Origin of the sequence: Microbacterium oxydans, from assembly GCF_006540085.1 — a bacterium.
Lineage (GTDB): Bacteria > Actinomycetota > Actinomycetes > Actinomycetales > Microbacteriaceae > Microbacterium > Microbacterium oxydans.
Genome location: NZ_BJOG01000001.1, coordinates 166,206 through 186,171, shown reverse-complemented (window position 1 = coordinate 186,171; position 19,966 = coordinate 166,206). Strand labels below are relative to the sequence as shown.

At 66.1% G+C, this 19,966-nt stretch carries 15 protein-coding genes; 11 read left to right on the top strand and 4 right to left on the bottom strand.

The annotated features are described in order from the left end of the window. Positions 1-17 precede the first annotated feature (17 nt). The 3 genes from MOX01_RS00840 to MOX01_RS00830 all read left to right on the top strand — a co-directional run bounded on the left by MOX01_RS00840 (position 18) and on the right by MOX01_RS00830 (position 8,196). A complete protein-coding gene (locus MOX01_RS00840; protein WP_058630866.1) occupies positions 18-608 on the top strand; it encodes a biotin transporter BioY in 591 nt (196 codons plus the stop codon). A 192-nt stretch (positions 609-800) separates the two neighbouring features. Next, positions 801-7,664 carry a PA14 domain-containing protein gene (locus tag MOX01_RS00835; protein ID WP_141368084.1) on the top strand — a complete coding sequence of 2,288 codons (6,864 nt, stop codon included), beginning with the start codon at positions 801-803 and terminating at the stop codon, positions 7,662-7,664. A 151-nt stretch (positions 7,665-7,815) separates the two neighbouring features. Beyond that, positions 7,816-8,196 carry a hypothetical protein gene (locus MOX01_RS00830; RefSeq protein WP_141368083.1) on the top strand — a complete coding sequence of 127 codons (381 nt, stop codon included), beginning with the start codon at positions 7,816-7,818 and terminating at the stop codon, positions 8,194-8,196. Positions 8,197-8,839: 643 nt separating this feature from the next. On the opposite strand, the gene MOX01_RS00825 is transcribed toward MOX01_RS00830, so the two are convergent. Continuing rightward, positions 8,840-9,556 (bottom strand): DUF4328 domain-containing protein, encoded by a 717-nt coding sequence (locus tag MOX01_RS00825; RefSeq protein WP_141368082.1) that lies wholly within the window; start codon positions 9,554-9,556, stop codon positions 8,840-8,842. Positions 9,557-9,766: 210 nt separating this feature from the next. Here MOX01_RS00825 and MOX01_RS00820 point away from each other — a divergent pair, with 210 nt between their 5' ends. The 6 genes from MOX01_RS00820 to MOX01_RS00795 all read left to right on the top strand — a co-directional run bounded on the left by MOX01_RS00820 (position 9,767) and on the right by MOX01_RS00795 (position 15,023). After that, positions 9,767-11,203 carry a dihydrolipoyl dehydrogenase family protein gene (locus MOX01_RS00820; protein ID WP_141368081.1) on the top strand — a complete coding sequence of 479 codons (1,437 nt, stop codon included), beginning with the start codon at positions 9,767-9,769 and terminating at the stop codon, positions 11,201-11,203. Between the two features lie 161 nt (positions 11,204-11,364). Further along, positions 11,365-11,667 (top strand): DUF427 domain-containing protein, encoded by a 303-nt coding sequence (locus tag MOX01_RS00815; RefSeq protein ID WP_046748074.1) that lies wholly within the window; start codon positions 11,365-11,367, stop codon positions 11,665-11,667. Positions 11,668-11,767: 100 nt separating this feature from the next. Then, on the top strand, positions 11,768-12,640 hold the full coding sequence (locus tag MOX01_RS00810; protein WP_141368080.1) for an ABC transporter ATP-binding protein: 873 nt from the start codon (positions 11,768-11,770) through the stop codon (positions 12,638-12,640). Beyond that, positions 12,637-13,320: an ABC transporter permease gene (locus MOX01_RS00805; protein WP_061015815.1), complete on the top strand. Its 684-nt coding sequence runs from the start codon at positions 12,637-12,639 to the stop codon at positions 13,318-13,320. Before MOX01_RS00810 ends, MOX01_RS00805 begins: the two co-directional genes overlap by 4 nt. After that, positions 13,317-14,042, top strand: a complete 726-nt coding sequence (locus MOX01_RS00800) for an ABC transporter permease (RefSeq protein ID WP_141368079.1) — start codon at positions 13,317-13,319, stop codon at positions 14,040-14,042. The genes MOX01_RS00805 and MOX01_RS00800 overlap by 4 nt, the downstream gene beginning before the upstream one ends. A 66-nt stretch (positions 14,043-14,108) precedes the next feature. Further along, positions 14,109-15,023: an ABC transporter substrate-binding protein gene (locus MOX01_RS00795; RefSeq protein ID WP_141368078.1), complete on the top strand. Its 915-nt coding sequence runs from the start codon at positions 14,109-14,111 to the stop codon at positions 15,021-15,023. Positions 15,024-15,085: 62 nt separating this feature from the next. Here the strand turns inward: MOX01_RS00795 and MOX01_RS00790 are convergent, their stop codons facing one another. Beyond that, positions 15,086-16,318, bottom strand: coding sequence for an AI-2E family transporter (locus MOX01_RS00790; RefSeq protein ID WP_141368077.1), 1,233 nt, complete (start codon positions 16,316-16,318; stop codon positions 15,086-15,088). Positions 16,319-16,381: 63 nt separating this feature from the next. On the opposite strand from MOX01_RS00790, the gene MOX01_RS00785 reads away from it, so the two are divergent. Next, positions 16,382-16,681, top strand: a complete 300-nt coding sequence (locus MOX01_RS00785) for a chorismate mutase (protein ID WP_021200128.1) — start codon at positions 16,382-16,384, stop codon at positions 16,679-16,681. Between the two features lie 162 nt (positions 16,682-16,843). Beyond that, positions 16,844-18,010, top strand: a complete 1,167-nt coding sequence (locus tag MOX01_RS00780) for an ROK family protein (RefSeq protein ID WP_141368076.1) — start codon at positions 16,844-16,846, stop codon at positions 18,008-18,010. A 45-nt stretch (positions 18,011-18,055) separates the two neighbouring features. Here MOX01_RS00780 and MOX01_RS00775 read toward each other — a convergent pair whose 3' ends face one another. Then, a complete protein-coding gene (locus MOX01_RS00775; RefSeq protein WP_171011063.1) occupies positions 18,056-18,985 on the bottom strand; it encodes a carbohydrate ABC transporter permease in 930 nt (309 codons plus the stop codon). A gap of 2 nt (positions 18,986-18,987) precedes the next feature. After that, entirely contained in the window at positions 18,988-19,959 is a 972-nt protein-coding gene (locus MOX01_RS00770; RefSeq protein WP_046748081.1) for a carbohydrate ABC transporter permease, read from the bottom strand. Between the last annotated feature and the right edge of the window lie 7 nt (positions 19,960-19,966).

Below are 19,966 nucleotides of genomic sequence, written 5' to 3'. Positions count from 1 at the left end.
GGTGTTCAGGAGGATTCATGACAACGTCGCGCGCCACAGACGCCAGCGCATCGCTCGGACGCATCGCGGTGTTCGCCGCCCTGATCATCGTGCTCGGCGCGGTGATCGTGCCCCTGCCCGCCGGCGTGCCCATCACCGCGCAGACCCTCGGTGTCATGCTCGCAGGGCTCGTGCTGGGTCCGCGCCTCGCGCCTCTCGCCATCCTCCTCGTGCTCGTGCTCGCCGCCGTCGGGCTGCCCGTGTTGGCGGGCGGTCGTGGAGGACTCGGAGTGTTCGTCGGCCCGAGCGCCGGGTACCTCATCGGTTGGATCGCCGGCGTCGTCGTGATCGGCCTGCTCATGCGCACGGGGCGCTTCACCTGGTGGCGCTCCGCGATCGCGGCACTGGTCGGCGGTGTGTTCGTCGTCTACGCGTTCGGCATCCCCGTGCAGGCTCTCGTTACCGGCGTGCCCCTCGGACCCACGGCGCTGTCGAGCCTCGCGTTCCTGCCCGGCGATCTGATCAAGGTGACCGCGGCCACGCTCGTCGTCGTCGCGCTCCGGCGCGCCTACCCGCGGGCCTTCGCCGACGGTGTGCGGGTGCGGGAGCCTGCGAGGGCGGTGGCGTAGGCGTCACCGCCGCGTACCGGCCGCTCGCGGGGTGAGACTCCGAATTGATGGAGCGCCTCCCGCCCGTATGGACCGTTCTTCTCGCGAAGTTACATACTCGTGATGTCGGAAGACTCGCGGTGGATCCTCAGCATCCGCTATGAGTTATCTGTGCGGCATTGAGGCCGCGACTCCGTGAAAGGAACCGCGGTCTTGCGCAGACTCTCCGCTGCAGGTCTTGCCTGCCTTCTCGTCAGCGTGCTGGCGATCCTCACCCCCGAATCGATGGCCGTCGGTGACGTCCTCGTCACGACGGCGAACGCAACCAGTGCCGCCGCGATGGACGCGCGACAGATTCCTGACAACGGCGAACTCGCCGAAGAGGACATCGAGCGCCTCGGCGGCACTCCGGAGGCGGCTCCGGAGCCGGTCTCCGAGATGCCGGAAGGCGACTTCTCCATGGCGCTGGAGGAGCAGCCCATCGCCTCCGTCGTGCCGCTCGAGCCGTCTCGGCGCGCGGGACTCACTCTGGGAGGCAAAGACGACGACAAGCTCGCGGAAGAGGCGAAAGACCTCCCGATCGTTGCCCAGGATGCGTTCTCGACGACCTACGAGCGTGCGGACGGGTCGAGGATTCTCAAGCAGTCCACCGAGATCCTCAACATGGAGACCGCTGAGGGTTGGGAAGCCATCTCCACCGAGCTCACCCCCACCAAGGGTGGCTGGGAGGCGGTCGCGCACCCTTTGGCCCCGGAGTTCTCCGAAGACGCGACGGACTCTGCCGCCGTCACGGTCACCGCGGACGGGCATGAGCTCGACTTCGCGTTGACGAGCGCAGACGTCGGCACGGCGGAGGTGAGGTCGTCGACGGAGGCAACCCCTGACGACCTGCTCGTCTACGAAGACGTGGACTGGCGAACGGACCTCGAGTACCGAGTCGAAGCCAACGGTGTCAAGGAGACCCTCGTCCTGAGTGGTGTCCCTGGGCGCTCGTCGTGGTCATGGTCGGTGGATGCCGGAGGACTGACCCCGATCGTCGGAGACGGCGGAGCGGTCGAGTTCGTCGACGCTGACGGCCTCGCGGTGATGCACATCCCCGCTCCGGTCGTGTGGGACTCGTCCGGCGTCGAGGGCGCCTCGGAGAGCGCAACCATCAATCCGACGATGACGCTCACGCCCATCGATGACAAGACGTGGAACTACACGCTCAGCGTGGACCGCAAATGGCTTGTCGATGCCGCGCGCGAGTACCCGGTGTACGTCGATCCGACTATCAACTACGGACCGAACTACAGCTACTCGATCAAGACCGACGGCACGGTAGACGGAAACCTGTACGTCGGGAACAACCGACAGAACAACCGCGACATGTATTGGCGTGCGTTCACCAGTTTCGACTACGGGAGCGTTCCGGGGAACTTCATCAACGATGCCCGGATCGCCGTGGCGTACGCCGGCACAGGCGCCACCACCTACCACGGGGGGCTACTCAGCCACGCGAGCTGCATCGGGTATCAGGACGGGTGCATCGGTCCGGAGCTGGCGTGGTTCGGAATCAGCAATGACACGTACTGGATGACGGACACGGCGATCGCGCAACGACTCGCATGGGCTTTCTCGCAAGGCGATCGCGGAGTCGCGTTCATGATCCGCATGGGCGAGACGCCGGGGGCGTACACGTTCAAGCGCATCAACACGGCGATCTATACGGAGTACTGGGCGTACCCGACCGTGTCGCAGTCTTCTCCGGCGAGCGGTTCGACGGGTGTGTCTCTCACCCCCACCCTCGTCGCGAGCGGACAGACGTATTCGCCGTACTCGAATGCGGCGTTCACCTTCCAGGTGTCGCAGAACGCCGATATGAGCAATCCGGTCTGGGATTCCGGGTGGACGCTGAGCAAGCAGGTCACCGTTCCCGAGGGCAAGCTGCAGCCGGGGACCACCTACTACTGGCGGACGGGAATCAAGGACGGCCACGACGGGCAGGCCGGGCAGTCCACGGTGCGGTGGACCGGAGCGAGGACTCTGAAGACTCAGCTCGTGCCCCCCACGCCGCCGGAGGCGACCGCGACGCCGGGCAACGCGACGGGAGCGCCGCAGACGATCGTCACACTCACTCCCACGCTGCAGGTCGACGCCGTGACGGATCCCGACAACAACCCGGCGGGGGCTCAGGTCAAGTACGAGTTCAAGATCGCCACGGGAGCTGACGCCAAGTCCGGCGCCGTGTACACGTCGGGTCTCATCGCGGCCGGTGCCGACGGCAAGGTGCGGTGGACTGTGCCTGAGGGGACCCTGCGCGACGGCAACATCTACTCCTGGATCGTGCAGCCGACCGACGGGCTCGGCAAGAACACGACTCCCGCGTGGGTGAAGAGGATCAAAGTCGATATGAGGCTCGGATCTTCGGGCCCTTCTCCGTTCGACACGACAGGTCCGGTGTCGGTGAACCTCGCGAACGGCAACGCGAATCTGTCGTTCTCCTCGCCGCTCGTGAACACGCTCGGCGGACCGATCGGCATGTCCTTCAGCTACAACTCGCTCTCGGCCGGCGTCTCGAACCGAGGACTGACGGGTTCGTACTACGACGGGCGAGACGCCAACGGCAACGTTCCCACCTCTCCCGCGGGTTACACGTTCACGGGAAAGACGCCTCTGATGGTCCGAACCGACTCGGCGATCTCCTTCGACTGGCCCACGGGCTCCCCTGGGCCCGCATTGGCGAACGACTACTTCATGGCGCAGTGGTCCGGATTCGTCCGCGTCCCCTATGCCTCCTCGCAGTGGCGCTTCGGTGTGCGGCACGATGACGGCGTGCGGTTGCGCGTCAACAACACCACGGTGCTCGACCGTTGGACCAACGGAGCGACCGGAGTCGAATGGACGGGGAATCTCAACCTCGCCACGGCGGAGACACCGATTCAACTCGACTACTACGAGTCTCATGCCGGTGCTTACGTCGAGTTGTGGGCTGATGACCTCGCCGACAACGAAGGACCGGTGATCGTGCCCGCGTCGTGGTTCACCACGCAGCGGACACCGATGCGAGAAGGATGGTCTGCGTCGACGCCGGTCGCCGGTGAAGCCAGCTCGTGGGCGCGCGCATCGATCGAGCCCCAGGCCATCGTCCTGACCGACGCCACCGGTGGCGCGCACACGTACACGCGAACATCGTCCGGAGGCTACACGCCGCCTGCGGGAGAGTACGGCGTCGTCTCGCTCGACAACGCGGGCCGGGTGGTCTTCACAGACGAGGGCGGAACCGTCTATCAGTTCACGGCGAGCGGGACCGTCGAGTCGGCGACCTCGGTGGCCGATGGGCAGAAACCTGCGGCACCGATCATGATCTACAACGCGGATGGCACGGTCAAAGAGATCGTGGATCCTCTCTCACGAGAGGGGACGACCTATCACCGCAAGGTCTCGTTCGTGTACCAGGATGCGGCGCAGACCGTCTGCCCCACTCTCCCGCCCAACTACTATCCGGCTCGGGCCGGGTCGCTGTGCAAGATCATCTATCCCGAGCTCGTCTCGGGCGAAGTCGAGGAGACGAGGCTCTACTACGCCGGCGGGCAGCTGTGGATCATCGAAGACCCCGGCTATGAACGGACGATCTTCGGATATGACAGCAACAACGTGCTGACGTCTATCCGCGACTCCGCGGGCAGCGACTATCTCCTGGTGCAGCCGGTCCCGCCACCCGGGGACTTTCCCGACACCACGATCACCTATGCGGGTGGGCGTGTCGAATCCGTGCAGCTGCCAGCGACTGAACCCGAGATGCCGGACGCATCGCGAATGACGAAGTCGTATTCGTATGACCTCGCCAACCGGCGCAGCACGGTCGCGGTCGTCGGTGTCCCTCAGTCGACCAGCACGGTCACGTACGACGCGGCGTGGCGTCAGGTGGCGGCGACGTCGCCGATGGGCGTCACCGCCACGCAGGAATGGCATCCGACAAAGGACCTCGTGCTCTCTGCGACGAGTTCGCTGGGACAGAAGTCCACGACCATCTACGATCCCGCAACAGACCGGTCGACGGATACGTATGGCCCCGCTCCCGCGGCATGCTTCCAGACCAACGGTCGTCCGGTGTCGAACCCGACGGCGGTGAGCGGATGTGGCATCCTTCCGGCGCATTCGTCGACGACATATGACGGTGGCCTGCAGGGGCTGCAGGCCACGTACTACCCCAATCCGCACTTGGCGGGGAAGCCCGCGCTGATCGGCTTCGGGATCGGTGGTGCTGGCGGCGCGGTCGATCGCGACTGGGCAGCCGGGTCGCCCGGCGCGGGGATCGGCGTCGACAACTGGTCGTTGCGTCTGACGGGTCTGGTGACATTCCCTCAGGCCGGCCAGTACACGTTCGGCACCTTCAGCGACGACGGCGCCCGCGTGTGGGTGGGCGACACATTGGTGTCCGACAAGTGGGAGGGCGGGCCCGCGGAGCGTTTCGGCGCTCCGATCACGGTAGCTGCGGGTGAGTCGCGTCGCATCCGGGTGGAGTACCGCGACGACCTCTCGACCGCGACGTTGCAGCTCAAGTGGAAGACGCCCTCCTCGCCGTCCACCGGGGTCATCGTGCCGGGCTCGGCGCTTCGCCCCGACTACGGTCTCGTCACGCGCACGACCGCGGACGACTCGACGACGGCTTCGGGGGCCGTGGCGCCATCCACGACCACGGCGATGACGTATCAGCATCCGTGGCTCGGTCAGGCGACGGCAGGAACCGTCGACCCCGACGGCCTCGCGCTGACGACGTCGACGACATTCGAGCAGCCCGGTGCGGCAGGGTGGCTCAGGCGTCTGACCCGCACGCTCCCCGCCGGTGGGGCAGCAGGCGCACCGGCGACAGCCAAGACCACCAGCACCTACTACGGCGATATCAACAGCGCCCCGGCGGTGTGCGGCCTTCCGGCGGGGACCAAACAGTTCGGTCTCCTCAAGTCCACGACAGGGCCGACCCCGGCAACGGGCACGCCGATCACCACGGAGTACGCGTATGACGCGTGGGGTCGCACGGTGGGGACGAAGACCAGCGGCGACACAGCGTGGTCGTGCACCGGGTACGACGGCCGAGGCAAGGTGATCTCCACGACGGTCGCCGGTCCTTCGGGCGTGGCGACGATCTCGAGCACGACAACGGAGTCGACACGAGTGACGAACGGTGGATACACCACCGTCACGAGCGGGGTAGCGGTCGCAGGGTCGCCGAACGGCTCGACCATCACGACCGTCTCCGACCTGCTCGGTCGGGTCGTGAGTTACACGGATGTATGGGGCACGGTGACCACGCCCACATACGACCCCGCATCCGGGCGTGTGACAAAGATATCGACGACTCCGGCCAGTGGTGCGGCGTCGGTGACGGCGTACACGTATGACGCCGACGGCAAGGTGAAGACGGTCACGGTCGATGGGCAACAGCTCGCGTCGGTGACGTACGACGCTTTGCAGCGGTTGAAGCAGATCGCGTATCCGGATGGTTCGGCGTTGAACAGCGTGAGCCGTGATGCGGCGGAGCGGGTGATCGGCCAGGAGTGGCTGGTCGGCGGTCAGGTCGTGTCGGATGCTGTCGTGCGTTCGCAGTCGGGCCGTGTGGTGAAGCAGCAGTCGTCGACGGGATCGACGTCGTACTCGTCGACGTACGGGTATGACACCGCGGGGCGGCTGGTGTCGGCGACGATTCCCGGGCACAAGCTCACCTATGAGTTCGGGTCATCGGGTGGGTGCGGTCCGAATGCGGCCGCGGGCATGTCCGGCAACCGGACGGGTTCGACGGATGTGTGGACGGCGCCAGGTCAGGCGGCGGTCACCACGACGACGAAGTCCTGTTTCGACTGGGCGGACAGGCTGTTGTCCTCGACAGTCACGGGGGCGGTCCCGGGTGCGACGACTGTCGCGGATGGTCTGTCGGCGTCGGAGATCGTGTACGACGGGCGGGGGAACACGGTTCGCCTCGGTGACATGCAGTTCTCGTACGATGCGGCGAACCGGCACATCGGGACGACGTATGACGATGGGACGACGGTGCGGATCGTGCGGGACGCGACCGGGCGCATGGCATCGCGGACGATCGATCCGGCGGGTGCGGAGCCGGCGGTCACGACGAGCTACCTGTATGCGGCGGGTGGTGATGCGGCGTGGGGGCAGCGGTCCGGTGCAGGTTTGACGCGGACCGTCGGGCTGCCGGGTGGCGTGTCGTGGGCGAACCAGGCGGGGGAGGTGACGTGGTCGTTCCCCGGGTTGGGTGGGCACGGCTTGGTGACCCGCACCGGCACGACGACAAGCGGGTTGTTGTTGTGGGATCCGTTCGGTCAGCCGGTGGACCCGGTGACGTTCGCGATCGGGACGGTCGCGTCGGATGACACCGGGCAGGTCGCGGGGAACACCCTCTGGCATCAGGGGGCGTTGAAGCCCGCGGAGTCGGCGGGTTCGGCTCTGGTGGTGGAGATGGGGGTGCGGTTGTATGTCCCCGCCCTCGGACGGTTCCTGCAAGTCGATCCCATCGAAGGTGGTGGGGCGAACGACTACTCCTGGCCTACCGACCCCATCAACGGACACGACCTGACGGGAGAGAAGTGGTCCATCGCTCCACGAGTCGACGGGGGAAAGAAGTCGGCACCGACAACCGTCAAACGCCAACTGAGCTATTTTAAGAAAATCGAGCTAAGTGCTGAACGATCACGGAAGGCGCTCTGGAACAATCAGCAGGGTCGCGAGTGGGACACGCTCGTTAGCAATATTTCAAAGAATTCGACGAAGGGTTTCGCATTTACTGGTTGCGCCTTGGGGTGCCTTGAGATTGGAAATGATCATATAGGTATCGGTCTCGGCCCGAAAGTCTCCGTAGATCTGTCGGGATCAGCCGGCGTTGCCTTCAATGCCCCGACAATCAGAACCACGGGAATAACAGGCAGTTGCAGCGCTGCATTCGGAGTTGGAGGATACATGGAAGGTACGGCCTATGGGACCGGACCTGGCGGAGTAAATACGGCCTTTTCTCCAGGGTTTGGCGGTATCATTGGTGGCGGTGTGGGTTGCTCCGTGATGCTCAACTACTATTGGGGGGATTGAGGTGAAGTCGAGTTGTATTGCTGCCGGGTTCTCGTACCTTTTGGGTTTCGGGATGGGGGCGGCCGCAATTGTGCTCAGTTCTTGGCTAATACTCTACATGCGCGCTGTCTATAGGGAGGGTGGTGGGTTCCGGAGTGGCTTTGCTAACGCTATGCCGCTTTGGGTGCCGGGGGTTACGGGCGTTCTGGCAATTTTCGTCATTACGGATTGGCTGGTGGTGTGGGCGAGCGCCTGTCTTCCCCCTGATGGATGGAGAGGACTGGGAGTGTTCTTCGTCGGGCTCGGTCTTGCTACGGCTCTGACCGCGATTGGTCGTCTGATCTACAACCGCGTCCGCGTGGGAGCGACCGGTGAACCGGTCGACAACGGAGATGAGAACAGTCCTCAGCCTTCCTCCCCCGCAGAGGCCTCCATTGCAAAACGTCCACAGAACTTGCCCGTGGAGCGTCGGCGGGTGATCGTCGAGTTCGCCGTCACCTACGGACTCGCGGCCCTTGTCATTGTCATCGGTGCCGGGCTGGCATGGAATTGAGCGGGTGCTGTAAAAAATCGGGCCGGGTGTAGTCAAATGGATGCCTGGAGACCTGGGAATGAAGAGCGGAGCAATTGAACGACTTCACTATGAGGTCGGGCTTGCGTCTGGGGTGAGGTGACACTACTGCTTGCTCAGCCTGGTGTAGATCGGCCGGTGGTCGTTCGATCGTTCGTGATTGACGTTGGAAGTTCATTCCACACCGAGTCGCAGGGTAGTGGATGACGACGTCACGATACATTTGAGTATGAATGAAGCGCTCGTATTCTTCGACTGGTCGGCAAGCGCGATCCAGCGTATTCGGAACAGGTCGATAAAACTCGATATGAGGTCGAGCGCCCCTTCGGACTGATTCAGTAGAGGGCGATGAATCAGTCGGAGATCGGGTCGACGTCGTTTTCGTCGGCTGCGGTATATGACGGGCTGGACAGTTGTGCTGGCGGTGATTGCGGGACACGAGCTATCGCCTCTGTGCGGTTCGTCGGGTGAATGCCGCCGCGGGGATGTCGGGAAATCGGATGGGTGTGACGGCGGTGTGGGCGGCAAGGTGGCGACGTCGACACCGGACTGCTATGAGTGGGCGGACCGGTTGTTGTAGTCGTCGGTAACGTGTTTGATTCCCGGTGCGACGACCATCGCGGGGCTACCGCTGTTGTGGGCGCTGGATGACACCTTGTGTGATTCCACGGACGATGAAGAAGGCCATGAAAGCGGCGGCGATGAGGAACGCCTCGCCTACGATGCTGGACCACATCGTGGCGCGGATCTGCTCCAGTGCTTCGGTTCGCGAGTCGATCTGGGTCGACCATTTGAACGAGATGAAGCTGGCGATCCAGAGAAGCCACCACACGATCAGCCAGCGCGGGGGCGTGCGGCCGATCGCCCGCCAGAGGTCAGAGATGTCCTGGAAGGGGCGCCAGAGGGCGAGGATGGGGAGGAACCAGTTTCCGGCGTGCCAGCCGGCGGCGCGACGGGTGAGCCCGCGGACCTGAACGGCGACACGGTACTGCCAGGTAGCCCACAGTGCGGCGGCGGCGGTCATGGACAGGGTCGCCAGTGCGTTACCGACAATCCAGGTCCAGTCATACAGGTGGAGAGTCTCGACGGCCGAGGTGTTCCCATCGAGGTAGCTGGTGAGCGCCGTGATACCCATGGCCTCGACGCCAACGAGCACGAGTGCCAGAACACCGCAGACGATGACCATGACCTGGGTCGCAGTGGCGAGCTTGGTGATCGTCCGCAAAGCGGCCTGTTCGCTCCATGGTGGCAACCAGCTGGCGCCAGTCCACCACCATGTGGCCTCGGTGCCATCCGGTGCCGGATACCAACCAGGCGGCGGGGGCGTGATCGCAGTGCTCATCGGCGGGCATCCTCGGAGATCGTGCGGCTAACAGCGCGCGAAGCGGACCTGCGCGCGGGGCGTCCGCCGCCGATCGAAACGACGAACCACACTCTATGGCCTGCCGCAGCCCCTCCTCGCGCCACGCCGAAGGGAACAACTCACCCGTGACTCGGCGTTGCTCATGAGCGAGACTGGGCCACGTAACCGGCTCACGGAGAGGTGCGACGCATGAACGCTGCGGAGAAGACCGACGAGTACGACCTGATCGTGTTGGGCGGTGGTCCGGTGGGCGAGAACGTCGCCGACCGAGCCGTGCAGGGCGGGCTCACCGCGATCATCGTGGAGAGCGAGCTCGTCGGGGGTGAATGCTCCTACTGGGCGTGTATGCCGTCGAAGGCATTGTTGCGTTCGGCGCAGGCGCTCCGGGCCGCGCAGCACGTGGGCGGGTCTTCGCAGGCGGTGACCGGAAAGCTCGACGTGCGCGCCGTGTTCGACCGCCGCGACTCGTTCACCAGCAACTGGTCGGACGACGGCCAGGTGAAGTGGCTCGACTCCGCCGGCATCGACCTCGCTCGGGGCCACGGCCGCATCACGGGTAAGCGCGAAGTGACGGTGACGGATGCCGATGGCGCGGAGCGCGTGCTCACGGCGCGGCACGCTGTCGCCATCAGCACCGGATCGGATGCCGTCATCCCGCCTATCGATGGTCTCCGCGATGCCACACCGTGGACGAGCCGGGAGGCCACCAGCGCCGAGGAGCTGCCCGACAGCCTGGCGGTGATCGGCGGAGGGGTCGTGGCCGTCGAGATGGCGACCGCCTATGCCGCACTCGGCTCGAAGGTCACGGTGATCGCCCGCAGCGGTCTGCTCGGCGGGATGGAGCCCTTCGCGGGCGAACGTGTCGCCGCGGGCCTCAAGGAGCTCGGTGTCGACGTGCGCACCGGCACGGGCACCACATCCGTGCGCCGCGGCGCGGACGGCGTGACCATCACCCTCGACGGCGGCGAGGAGATCACCGCGACCGAGGTGCTGGCCGCGACGGGTCGCTCGCCCCGAAGCGGTGACATCGGCCTCGACGTCGTGGGCCTGGAACCCGGTCGCTGGATCGACGTCGACGACACGCTCCGCGTCCCCGGATCCGAGTGGCTCTACGCGGTCGGCGACGTCAACGGCCGCGTGCTGCTCACCCACCAGGGCAAGTACCAGGCGCGCGCTGCCGGCGATGTGATCGTCGCCCGTGCCAAGGGCGAAGATGTCGACGACGCCCCGTGGGGTCGTCACGTCGCGACCGCCGACCAGGCCGCCGTCCCGCAGGTCACGTTCTCGATCCCCGAGGTCGGATCGGTGGGGCTCACCGAGGCTCAGGCGACGAAGGCCGGCATCGCGGTGAAGGCCGTCGACTACGACCTGGGCTGGGTCGCCGGCGCGAGCCTCTACGAAGACGGATTCGAAGGCCAGGCGCGACTCGTGGTCGACACCGACCGCGACGTCGTGATCGGTGCGACGTTCGTCGGACCCGAGGTGGCGGAACTGGTGCACGCGGCGACCGTGGCGATCGTCGGCGAGGTGCCGATCGCCCGCCTCTGGCACGCGGTGCCGTCGTACCCCACGATCAGCGAGATCTGGCTACGACTGCTGGAGGGGTACGGTCGCGACTCCGCCTGATGGACGTCAGGGCTTGATCTCGCGATCAGGGGCAATCCGTTCGCGTGATCGCGTCGAACAGGATCCGGATTGTTTCTCATATTGACGAGCGCGGCGCAACCCTCACCCACGATGTCGCACCCGTCTTATACGCTCATACCCACATCCGAGGAGGCAGGACCATGAAGGCTGTACTCGCAGGAACCGTCATCGCCGAAGCTGACGAGAGCGATCTCGCCCGCATCGAGGGGAACTGGTACTTCCCACCGGCGTCCATCACGCCCGGCGTGCTCGTCGAGAGCCCCACGCCCTACACCTGTCCCTGGAAGGGGGCTGCTCAGTACTACTCGGTGCAGACCGACGGCGAGCTCCACACCGACTACGCCTGGTCGTATCCGACCCCCTACCCCTCGGCGTTCGATCGGGTGGGCAAGGACTTCTCCGGGTTCGTGGCCTTCGATCCGCGCGTCGAGGTCGGCCCGTAGAGATCTGAAGAGCCCCGTAGGAATCTGAAGAGCCCCGTAAGTATCAGAAGAGCACAGACTCGTCTGCTCGCACATCGATCGACCGACTGGAGACCAGCCCATGATCGAGTTCCGCAACGTCACCAAGCGCTTCCCCGGCGGCGCCCTCGCCGTCGACGACTTCAGCCTCGTGCTGCCCTCGCGCAAGACCACGGTGTTCGTCGGCTCGTCCGGCTGTGGCAAGACCACTCTGCTCCGCATGATCAACCGCATGGTCGAGCCGACTTCCGGCGAGGTCGAGATCGACGGCGAGAGCGTGCTCCAGGGCGACCCGGTGGCCCTGCGCCGACGCATCGGCTACGTGATGCAGAACTCCGGGCTCATGCCGCACTTCACCGTCATCGACAACGTGGCCACCGTGCTGCGGTTGACCGGGGTGAAGAAGGGCCCGGCGCACAAGCGCGCACGGGAACTGCTCGACACGGTCGGCCTCGACCAGGCGCTCGCCGACCGCTACCCGAGCCAGCTCTCTGGCGGCCAGCAGCAGCGCGTCGGCGTGGCCCGCGGCCTCGCCGCCGACCCGAACATCCTGCTCATGGACGAGCCCTTCGGCGCGGTCGACCCCATCGTGCGAGCCGACCTGCAGCAGGAGACCCTGCGGCTGCAGCGAGAGCTCGACAAGACGGTCGTGTTCGTCACGCACGACATCGACGAGGCGTTCCTGCTCGGCGACCAGGTCGTCATCCTCGACAAGGGCGCCCGCATCGTGCAGGTCGGCAGCCCGAGCGAGATCATCGAGAACCCGGCAGACGATTTCGTCTCGGCGTTCATCGGCGCCGAACGCGGACGCCGTGCTCTGCATCTCAAGCAGACGCCGCACGGCACCGTGGTGGTCGACGGCGAAGGCCGCACGCAGGGGTCGATCATCGATGTGCCTGATGCTGTGACCGACGCCCTCCTGAGCGAGGAGAGCGCGACGAAGGGCGCTCCGTGAACTGGATCGTCGACAATCTCGGCCTCATCCTCGAGCTGACCGCGATCCACCTGCAGCAGAGTGCGATCGCGATCGTGCTCGGCTTCGTGCTGTCGCTGCCGCTCGGGTGGCTCGCCTGGCGCTACCAGCTGGTGAAGGGACCGGTCATCGTCCTCACCGGGCTGCTCTACACGATCCCGTCGCTCGCACTGCTGATCCTCCTCCCGTCCGTCGCCGGGTATCCCGCTCGCAGCCCGATCAACCTCATCATCGGCCTCACCATCTATGCGGTCGCGATCCTGGTGCGGGCCGTGTCCGACGGCCTCGACTCGGTCGACCCCGCCATCCGCCAGTCGGCCACCGCGATGGGATACGGCGGCTTCCGCCGATTCTGGACCGTCGACTTCCCCCTCGCCGGTCCCGTGGTGCTCGCCGGTCTCCGCGTGGCAGCCGTGAGCACCATCTCCCTCGCCACGGTCGGCATCCTCGTCGGAGTGACCAACCTCGGCTACCTCTTCACCAACGGTCTGCAGCGACGCATCCTCGCCGAGGTCTTCGCCGGAGTGATCGCCGTCGTCGTGATCGCCCTCCTCATCGATCTGCTGCTCATGCTCCTGGGCCGCGCCCTCATGCCCTGGACCCGCGCCGCCAAGACGCCGTCCGCGGCGAAGCAGACCGCCGCACTGGGGGCCGCCGCATGAACGTCTTCACGGAAGCCTTCGCCTGGCTCTTCTCCCCCGACCGGTGGGTGGGCACCTACTCGCTGCCGGTCCTGTTCGGCCAGCACATGTACTACACGCTGATCTCGGTGCTGATCGCCGGCGTCATCGCGATACCGCTCGGGTGGCTCATCGGCCACACCGGCAAGGGCCGCGAGATCGCCGTCGCCGTGTCGGGTGCGGCGCGCGCCATCCCGTCGTTCGGCCTGATGGTGCTGCTCGTGCTGATCCTGGGTGTGCTGCGGGTGCCCGAGGCCGCGATCATCACGTTCGTGCTCCTCGCGATCCCCTCCCTCCTCGCCGGGGCCTACACCGGGCTCGAGGCCATCGACCGTCGCGTGCTCGACTCCGCGCGCTCGATGGGCATGACCGAGTGGCAGGTGTTCTGGAAGGTCGAGGTGCCCCTCGGGCTCCCGCTGCTGGTCGGTGGCATCCGCGCGGCCCTGCTGCAGGTGATCGCCACGGTCACCATCGCCGCGTACGTGAACCTCGGCGGTCTCGGCTGGCCGATCATCCAAGGCATTCCCCTGCGCAAGTTCGACCAGGTGCTCGGCGGCGCGATCCTCGTGGCCGTGCTCGCGCTGGTCGTCGACCTGATCTTCGCCCTCCTCCAGCACGCCGCCGTTCCCGCGGGCTTGCGCGCGCCGACCACGAAGCGCCGCTCCCGCGCGGCCGCCGGCACACCGGCACCGGCCACCGCCTGAAACACACCACAGCCGAAACACGTTCCACAGCCTCACCCCCGTTGTCCCAGAGAAGAGGAAGTCCCCATGTTCACAGCACGTAAGTCACGACTCGCCCTTGCCGGTGGTGCCGCGCTCGCCGCGGTGCTCGTCCTCGGTGGCTGCGCGAACAGCAATCCGCTCGACGCTCCGAGCGAAGGCTCGAGCTCCGGCGACGACACGATCGTCATCGGCTCGCAGGCCTACTACTCGAACGAGATCATCGCCACGATCTACTCCCAGGCTCTCCAGGCCGCGGGCTTTAAGGTCGACGAGCAGTTCAACATCGGCCAGCGTGACGCCTACATGCCCGACGTCGAGTCCGGTGCGATCGACCTGTTCCCGGAGTACACGGGCAACCTGCTCGAGTACCTCGACAAGGACGCGACCGCCACGAGCCCGGACGACGTGTACGCGGCCCTGAAGGACGCGCTGCCCGACGGCCTGACCGCTCTCGACTACGCCGAAGCCTCCGACCAGGACACCTACACGGTGCTCAAGAGCTTCGCCGAGGAGAACGGCCTCACCACGATCGGCGACCTCTCCAAGGTGACCACCCCGGTCACGATCGGCGCCGCACCGGAGTTCGAGCAGCGCCCCTACGGCCCCGCGAAGGCCAAGGAGGTGTACGGCGTCGACCTCGGCTTCTCCGCGACCGGCCCGACCACGCTGGAGTCCCTGCTCGCCGGTGAGATCCAGGTGGCGGACATCTACTCGGCCGACCCGGCGTTCCAGACCGAGGACATCGTCGCGCTCGAAGACCCGGAGAACATCATCCTGGCCTCGAACGTCGTGCCGATCGCCTCGAGCGACGTCGCCGACGAGATCTCCGACGTGATCAACGCGGTCAGCAAGAAGCTCACCGCAGAAGAGCTCGTCGCCCTCAACGTGCAGAGCACGGTGGACCAGAAGTCGGCGGAGGACATCGCCAAGAAGTGGCTGTCCGACAACGACCTCAGCTGAGTAGCACAGACAGAAGCGCCCGGACCCGCACAGGGTCCGGGCGCTTCGTCGTTCGCGCTGGGTCAGATCCGGGCGTCCTGTTTCGGCACGAGGACCTGTTTGATGATGATGAGGATCGACGCGGTCACCGGCACCGCCACCAGGGCACCGAGCAGACCGAGCAGGGTGCCTCCGGCCAGGGCACCGATCACGACCAGCGAACCGGGGACCGACACCGCCTTGTTCATCACGCGCGGGGTGATCACGTACGCCTCGATCTGCATGTAGACGAGGTAGATCGCCGCGAAGACCAGGGCGGCGATCGGGTTGGTGAACAGCGCGAGGCAGGTGCCGAGGATCCAGAACAGCACGGAGCCGACCAGAGGGATCAGCGTGATGCAGAAGGCGATCGCCGCCATCAGCGGCGGGAACGGCAGTCCGAGGAACAGGTACAGGAGGAAGGCCAGCGTCGCGTTGCAGAACGCCAGGATCACCATCCCCATCACATAACCGCCCACCGAGTCGGTGATCTGGTCGGCGATGTCTCCGGCGCGAGCCCGGTCGCGGGCCGGGGCGAGACGCAGCATCCCCTGCTTCATGGTGGGGAGCGATGCGAGGAAGTACAGCGTGAGGACGAGCACGACGATGGCGCCGGAGATGCTGGTGGCGATCGAGGCACCGACGGCGAGGGCGCCGCCGCCGATCGTGGCCAGGTTGCCGAAGTCGGTCAGGAACGACTGCACCTGGGCGACGAGGTCCTGGAACTGATCGCCGAACTGCGCTTCCAGGGTCGCGTAGATGTCGCTGTGGGTGAAGTCCTTGATCATGCCGGGCACGGACTGCACGAAGCTCACGATCTGATCGATCACCACGGGGACGATCATCCAGATCACCAGGGCGAACACGACGATGAGCGCGAGGATCGTGATGACGACCGAGATCACGCGGGAGAGACCGCGGCGCTCCAGGAAACGCACGGCGGGGTCGAGTCCGAGCGCACCGAACAGCGCCAGTGCGATGTAGATCAGCACCGTGGACAGGTTCGACAGCGCGAGACCGATCACGATCGCGCCCAGGCCGCCGAGAGTCACCAGGAACCCGAACACGAACGGACGATCGATGCGCGTCCAGAAGGAGCGGCTCGGTGTCGTCGGCTCGATCACGACCGGACGAGGCGAGTCGGCCGCCGACGCGATCACCGCGGTGGCGGGGTCGGATGCGGAGTGCCGACGGCGCCCGGGGGTCGGTGCGGCGGGAGCGGTGGCGGGTGCGTCCTCGTCGTGCGGCGCGGTTTCCGGCGACTCTTCGTTGCTCATGTGCTCACGATAGCGGTGGCCCGGATCGAAACCAGGTTGTCACGCGGCTCTAGAGTAGGGGGCATGACCGCCGCCGAAGACCCGAAGGCCGAACTGCTCCGTCTGCGTGCCACCATCGACAACATCGACGCCGCACTCATCTTCATGCTGGCGGAGCGCTTCCGCGCCACCCAGCAGGTCGGGCATCTGAAAGCGGAGCACGAGATGCCGGCGTCGGACCCGAACCGGGAGGAGCAGCAGGTCGCACGACTGCGTGCCCTCGCCGAGGAGGCGCACCTGGATCCGGAGTTCGCGGAGAAGTGGTTCAACTTCGTTGTCGCGGAGGTCATCCGCCACCACACCGAAGCGGCCGAGAGCCGCTGAGAAGGAGGTGCCGGACGGGCGACGGTGTGTGCAGCACTCGCCCGTCCGGAGCTTGAGGTTCATTGACCAACTAAGTTCAATGAATAAACTTAGGGAGAGACTACGGATCGCGCGGCGATCTGTCAACAGCTCGCAAGGAGCGAGCCTCGGAAACGGGAACACATGCTGAGCACGGATGACGGCCTCGACACCCAGGCGTCCGTTCGGCGTGCGAACCTGCGGCGGGCACTGCAGCTGGTCTTCCGGAACCCGGGAACGCAGACGCGCGCGGGCATCGCGCGCTCGACCGGTCTGACGGCCGCCACCGCGTCCTCACTGGTGGCCGAGCTCATCGAGAACCGGCTGATCGTGGAGGGGGAGCAGGCGGCGAGCACCGGCGGCAAGCGGGCGACCACCCTGAGCGTCGACGCGGATCACCACGTGATCCTGGTGCTGGTGATCCAGCCTCGTCATGCCGACATCGCCCTCGTCGCGCTCGACGGCACCGAGGTGGACGGCCGACGCGTGAACTACTCCGTGGAGAACCGCGACCGCACCCTCGACGATGCCGTCGCCACCGTGGCAGCGGAGTTCGGCGGTCGACTCCTCGCCGCCGGTGTGCAGCTGCCGGGCACCACCGACGGACGTGTGGTGCTCGAGAGCGTGCAGCTGAAGTGGCAGAACGTGCCCCTCGCGGAGCGGTTCGAGCGGGCGCTCGGTGCGCCGGTGCTGCTGATCAACGACGTCGACGCTGAGGCCATCGCCGAAGCCGGCATGGAGGAGTCGCCGTCCGGCTACCGGCTCTTCATCCACCTCGGTGGCGGCGTCGGTGCGGCCGTCACCCTCGACGGCGAGCTGGCACCGGGGCCCCGCGACCGTGCGGGGGAGATCGGGCACGTGCAGGTCGTGTTCGGCGAGGCGGCCCGTGCGTGCCGATGCGGTCAGCGCGGATGCCTCGAGTCGGCCGCCGCCCTGGGTGCGATGCTGGGCGAGGAGTTCTCCGACGCCATGGACGCGTCCGAGATCCGCGCGCTCGCCGCGCAGGCCGACGAAGAGCAGCTCGACGAGGGCGCACGTGCACTGGCCAGGGCTGTCAAGCTCATCAGCGCTCTGCTCGATCCGATCGAGGTGGTCATCGGGGGACCCGCGACCGAGCTCGGACCGCGCTTCCTCGACAGGGTGCGGGAAGAGACCGAGTACCCCGCTCGCGGGACCGCCCAGGTGCCGGTGCGCTACGCCGATCCTCGCGTGTCGCTCGCGGCCGGGGCGGCGCAGGCCGCCCTGACCTCGGCCTTGGGTGTGCGGTGGAACCCGGAGCAGCTGCGCGCCGCATCCCCCGCGAACCCCTGACATCCGGCGCCTTCTCGCGCGGATGTCAGGAGTTCGGAGAGTTTTCTACTTCACGCTGCCGGCGGTCAGTCCGCCGACGAGGCGCTTCTCGATGAGCATGAACAGGATGACCACCGGCAGGATCGCGACGATCGAGACGCCGAACACGTACTGCCAGCTGGTCTCGTACTGACCGACGAACTTGGTCAGGGCGACCGACAACGGCTGGTTCTTGTCGGTCGACAGGATCACCAGCGAGGCGGCGAACTCGTTCCAGCACGCGACGAACGTGAAGACGATCGCGGTGACGATGCCCGGCCACACCAGCGGCAGGTTGATCTTGAACAGCACGGTGAAGCGTCCGGCTCCGTCGATCTGCGCGGCCTCGTCGACCTCCTTGGGGATGCCCGCGAAGAAGGAGTGCATGATCCACACCGCGAACGACAGGTTGAACGCCGCGTTGATGAAGATCATCGCCATCCAGGTGTCGCCGAGTCCGAGAACGGTGAACTGGCGGAACAGGCCGGAGGTCAGCACGGCCGGCTGCAGCATCTGTGTGACGATCACGAGGAACAGGAACACCATGCGGCCGGGGAACTTGAAGCGTGCCGTGTAGTACGCCGCCGGAAGTGACACCAGCAGCACGAGCAGCGTCGCGAACACGGCGATGACGATGGTCGAGATCAGGTTGTACGGCAGGGGCGTCTCGGGGGTGGACCACATCGAGATGTAGTTCTCCCAGTGCCACTCGGTCGGGAGGTAGGTGGGATCGACGGACCGGATCTGCGCCTTGGTCTTCACCGAGCCGAAGAACATGATCAGGTACGGCAGCACGAAGATCGCGAGCACCAGGAACCCGGCGACGGTGCGCAGGATCACGCGGGGCAGCGTCACCTGGTCTTCGGTGTAGCGGCGCTTGCGTCCGGGGGTCGGAGGGGTGGTGCGGCGGCCGCGGCCTCCCGCGGTGGTCACGAGCTCGGTCTCGGTCACGGTCATGATCAGACCTCCTTCATGGGCTTGACGATCTTCACGTACGCCGCGACGATCACGATGACGATGAGGAACGCCACCACAGAGAGGGCGCTCGCGACGTCGACCTTCTTCTGCAGCTCGATGTACTTGAAGATCAGGGTCATGATCGTGTCGGCGCCGTAACCCGGGATCGAGCCGGTCATCACCTTCAGGATCGGCAGCGAGTTGAACACGTTGATGATGTTGATGAGGATCGCCACGGCCAGGGCGCTGCGCAGTTGGGGCAGCACGATCGACCAGTAGGTGCGCGCGGGGCCGGCGCCGTCCATCTTCGCGGCTTCGATCGCATCGGCCGGGACCGACTGGAGCCCGGCGAGGATCGTGTACGTGGTGAAGGGAAGCGACACGAAGATCGCGATCACGATCGACCAGGTGAAGGCCGTCGCAGGGTTCTTCGTCCAGCCGTAGCCCACCGCGTCGTCGGAGAGCCCGATGTCGTAGAGGAACTTGTTGAAGATGCCGAAGTACGGTTCGAGGCTGTAGTAGAACACCATGGTCGTCATCACGACGGAGGCGGCCCACGGCACGATCACGGCCATGCGCACGAGCTGACGCCCGGGGAAGGCCTTGTTCAGGATCTGCGCCAGACCGAGCGAGATCACCACCGTGAGGGTCACCACCGCGACCACCCACACGATCGTGCGGAAGAAGATCGGCCAGAACTCGGTGAAGGTGAAGACCGTCACGAAGTTGTCGAAGCCCACCGAGCCCTTGTCGAGGCCGGACAGGGAGATGTCGCGCGTGGAGTTGAAGAACATCACCCCGGCGGGGAACAGCACCACGCCGAAGATGAGAAGCAGCGCCGGTGCGATCCAGGGCAGCGCCTGGAGGAGGTCCTTTCCGCCCGGCCGGCCGCGCGTGGCATCCGGGGTCTTCGGAGTGCGGGGGCGGCTGCTCGCCGCCCCCGCGAGGTTCGAGGACTCTGTCTTCTGGCTCATTCGGGTA

Bases quoted from the DNA above. Each gene is read 5' to 3' on its own strand.
- MOX01_RS00840 (WP_058630866.1), top strand. From the start codon at position 18: ATGACAACGTCGCGCGCCACAGACGCCAGCGCATCGCTCGGACGCATC.
- MOX01_RS00830 (WP_141368083.1), top strand. From the start codon at position 7,816: ATGCCGCTTTGGGTGCCGGGGGTTACGGGCGTTCTGGCAATTTTCGTC.
- MOX01_RS00825 (WP_141368082.1), bottom strand. From the start codon at position 9,556: ATGAGCACTGCGATCACGCCCCCGCCGCCTGGTTGGTATCCGGCACCG.
- MOX01_RS00820 (WP_141368081.1), top strand. From the start codon at position 9,767: ATGAACGCTGCGGAGAAGACCGACGAGTACGACCTGATCGTGTTGGGC.
- MOX01_RS00815 (WP_046748074.1), top strand. From the start codon at position 11,365: ATGAAGGCTGTACTCGCAGGAACCGTCATCGCCGAAGCTGACGAGAGC.
- MOX01_RS00810 (WP_141368080.1), top strand. From the start codon at position 11,768: ATGATCGAGTTCCGCAACGTCACCAAGCGCTTCCCCGGCGGCGCCCTC.
- MOX01_RS00800 (WP_141368079.1), top strand. From the start codon at position 13,317: ATGAACGTCTTCACGGAAGCCTTCGCCTGGCTCTTCTCCCCCGACCGG.
- MOX01_RS00795 (WP_141368078.1), top strand. From the start codon at position 14,109: ATGTTCACAGCACGTAAGTCACGACTCGCCCTTGCCGGTGGTGCCGCG.
- MOX01_RS00790 (WP_141368077.1), bottom strand. From the start codon at position 16,318: ATGAGCAACGAAGAGTCGCCGGAAACCGCGCCGCACGACGAGGACGCA.
- MOX01_RS00785 (WP_021200128.1), top strand. From the start codon at position 16,382: ATGACCGCCGCCGAAGACCCGAAGGCCGAACTGCTCCGTCTGCGTGCC.
- MOX01_RS00780 (WP_141368076.1), top strand. From the start codon at position 16,844: ATGCTGAGCACGGATGACGGCCTCGACACCCAGGCGTCCGTTCGGCGT.
- MOX01_RS00775 (WP_171011063.1), bottom strand. From the start codon at position 18,985: ATGACCGTGACCGAGACCGAGCTCGTGACCACCGCGGGAGGCCGCGGC.
- MOX01_RS00770 (WP_046748081.1), bottom strand. From the start codon at position 19,959: ATGAGCCAGAAGACAGAGTCCTCGAACCTCGCGGGGGCGGCGAGCAGC.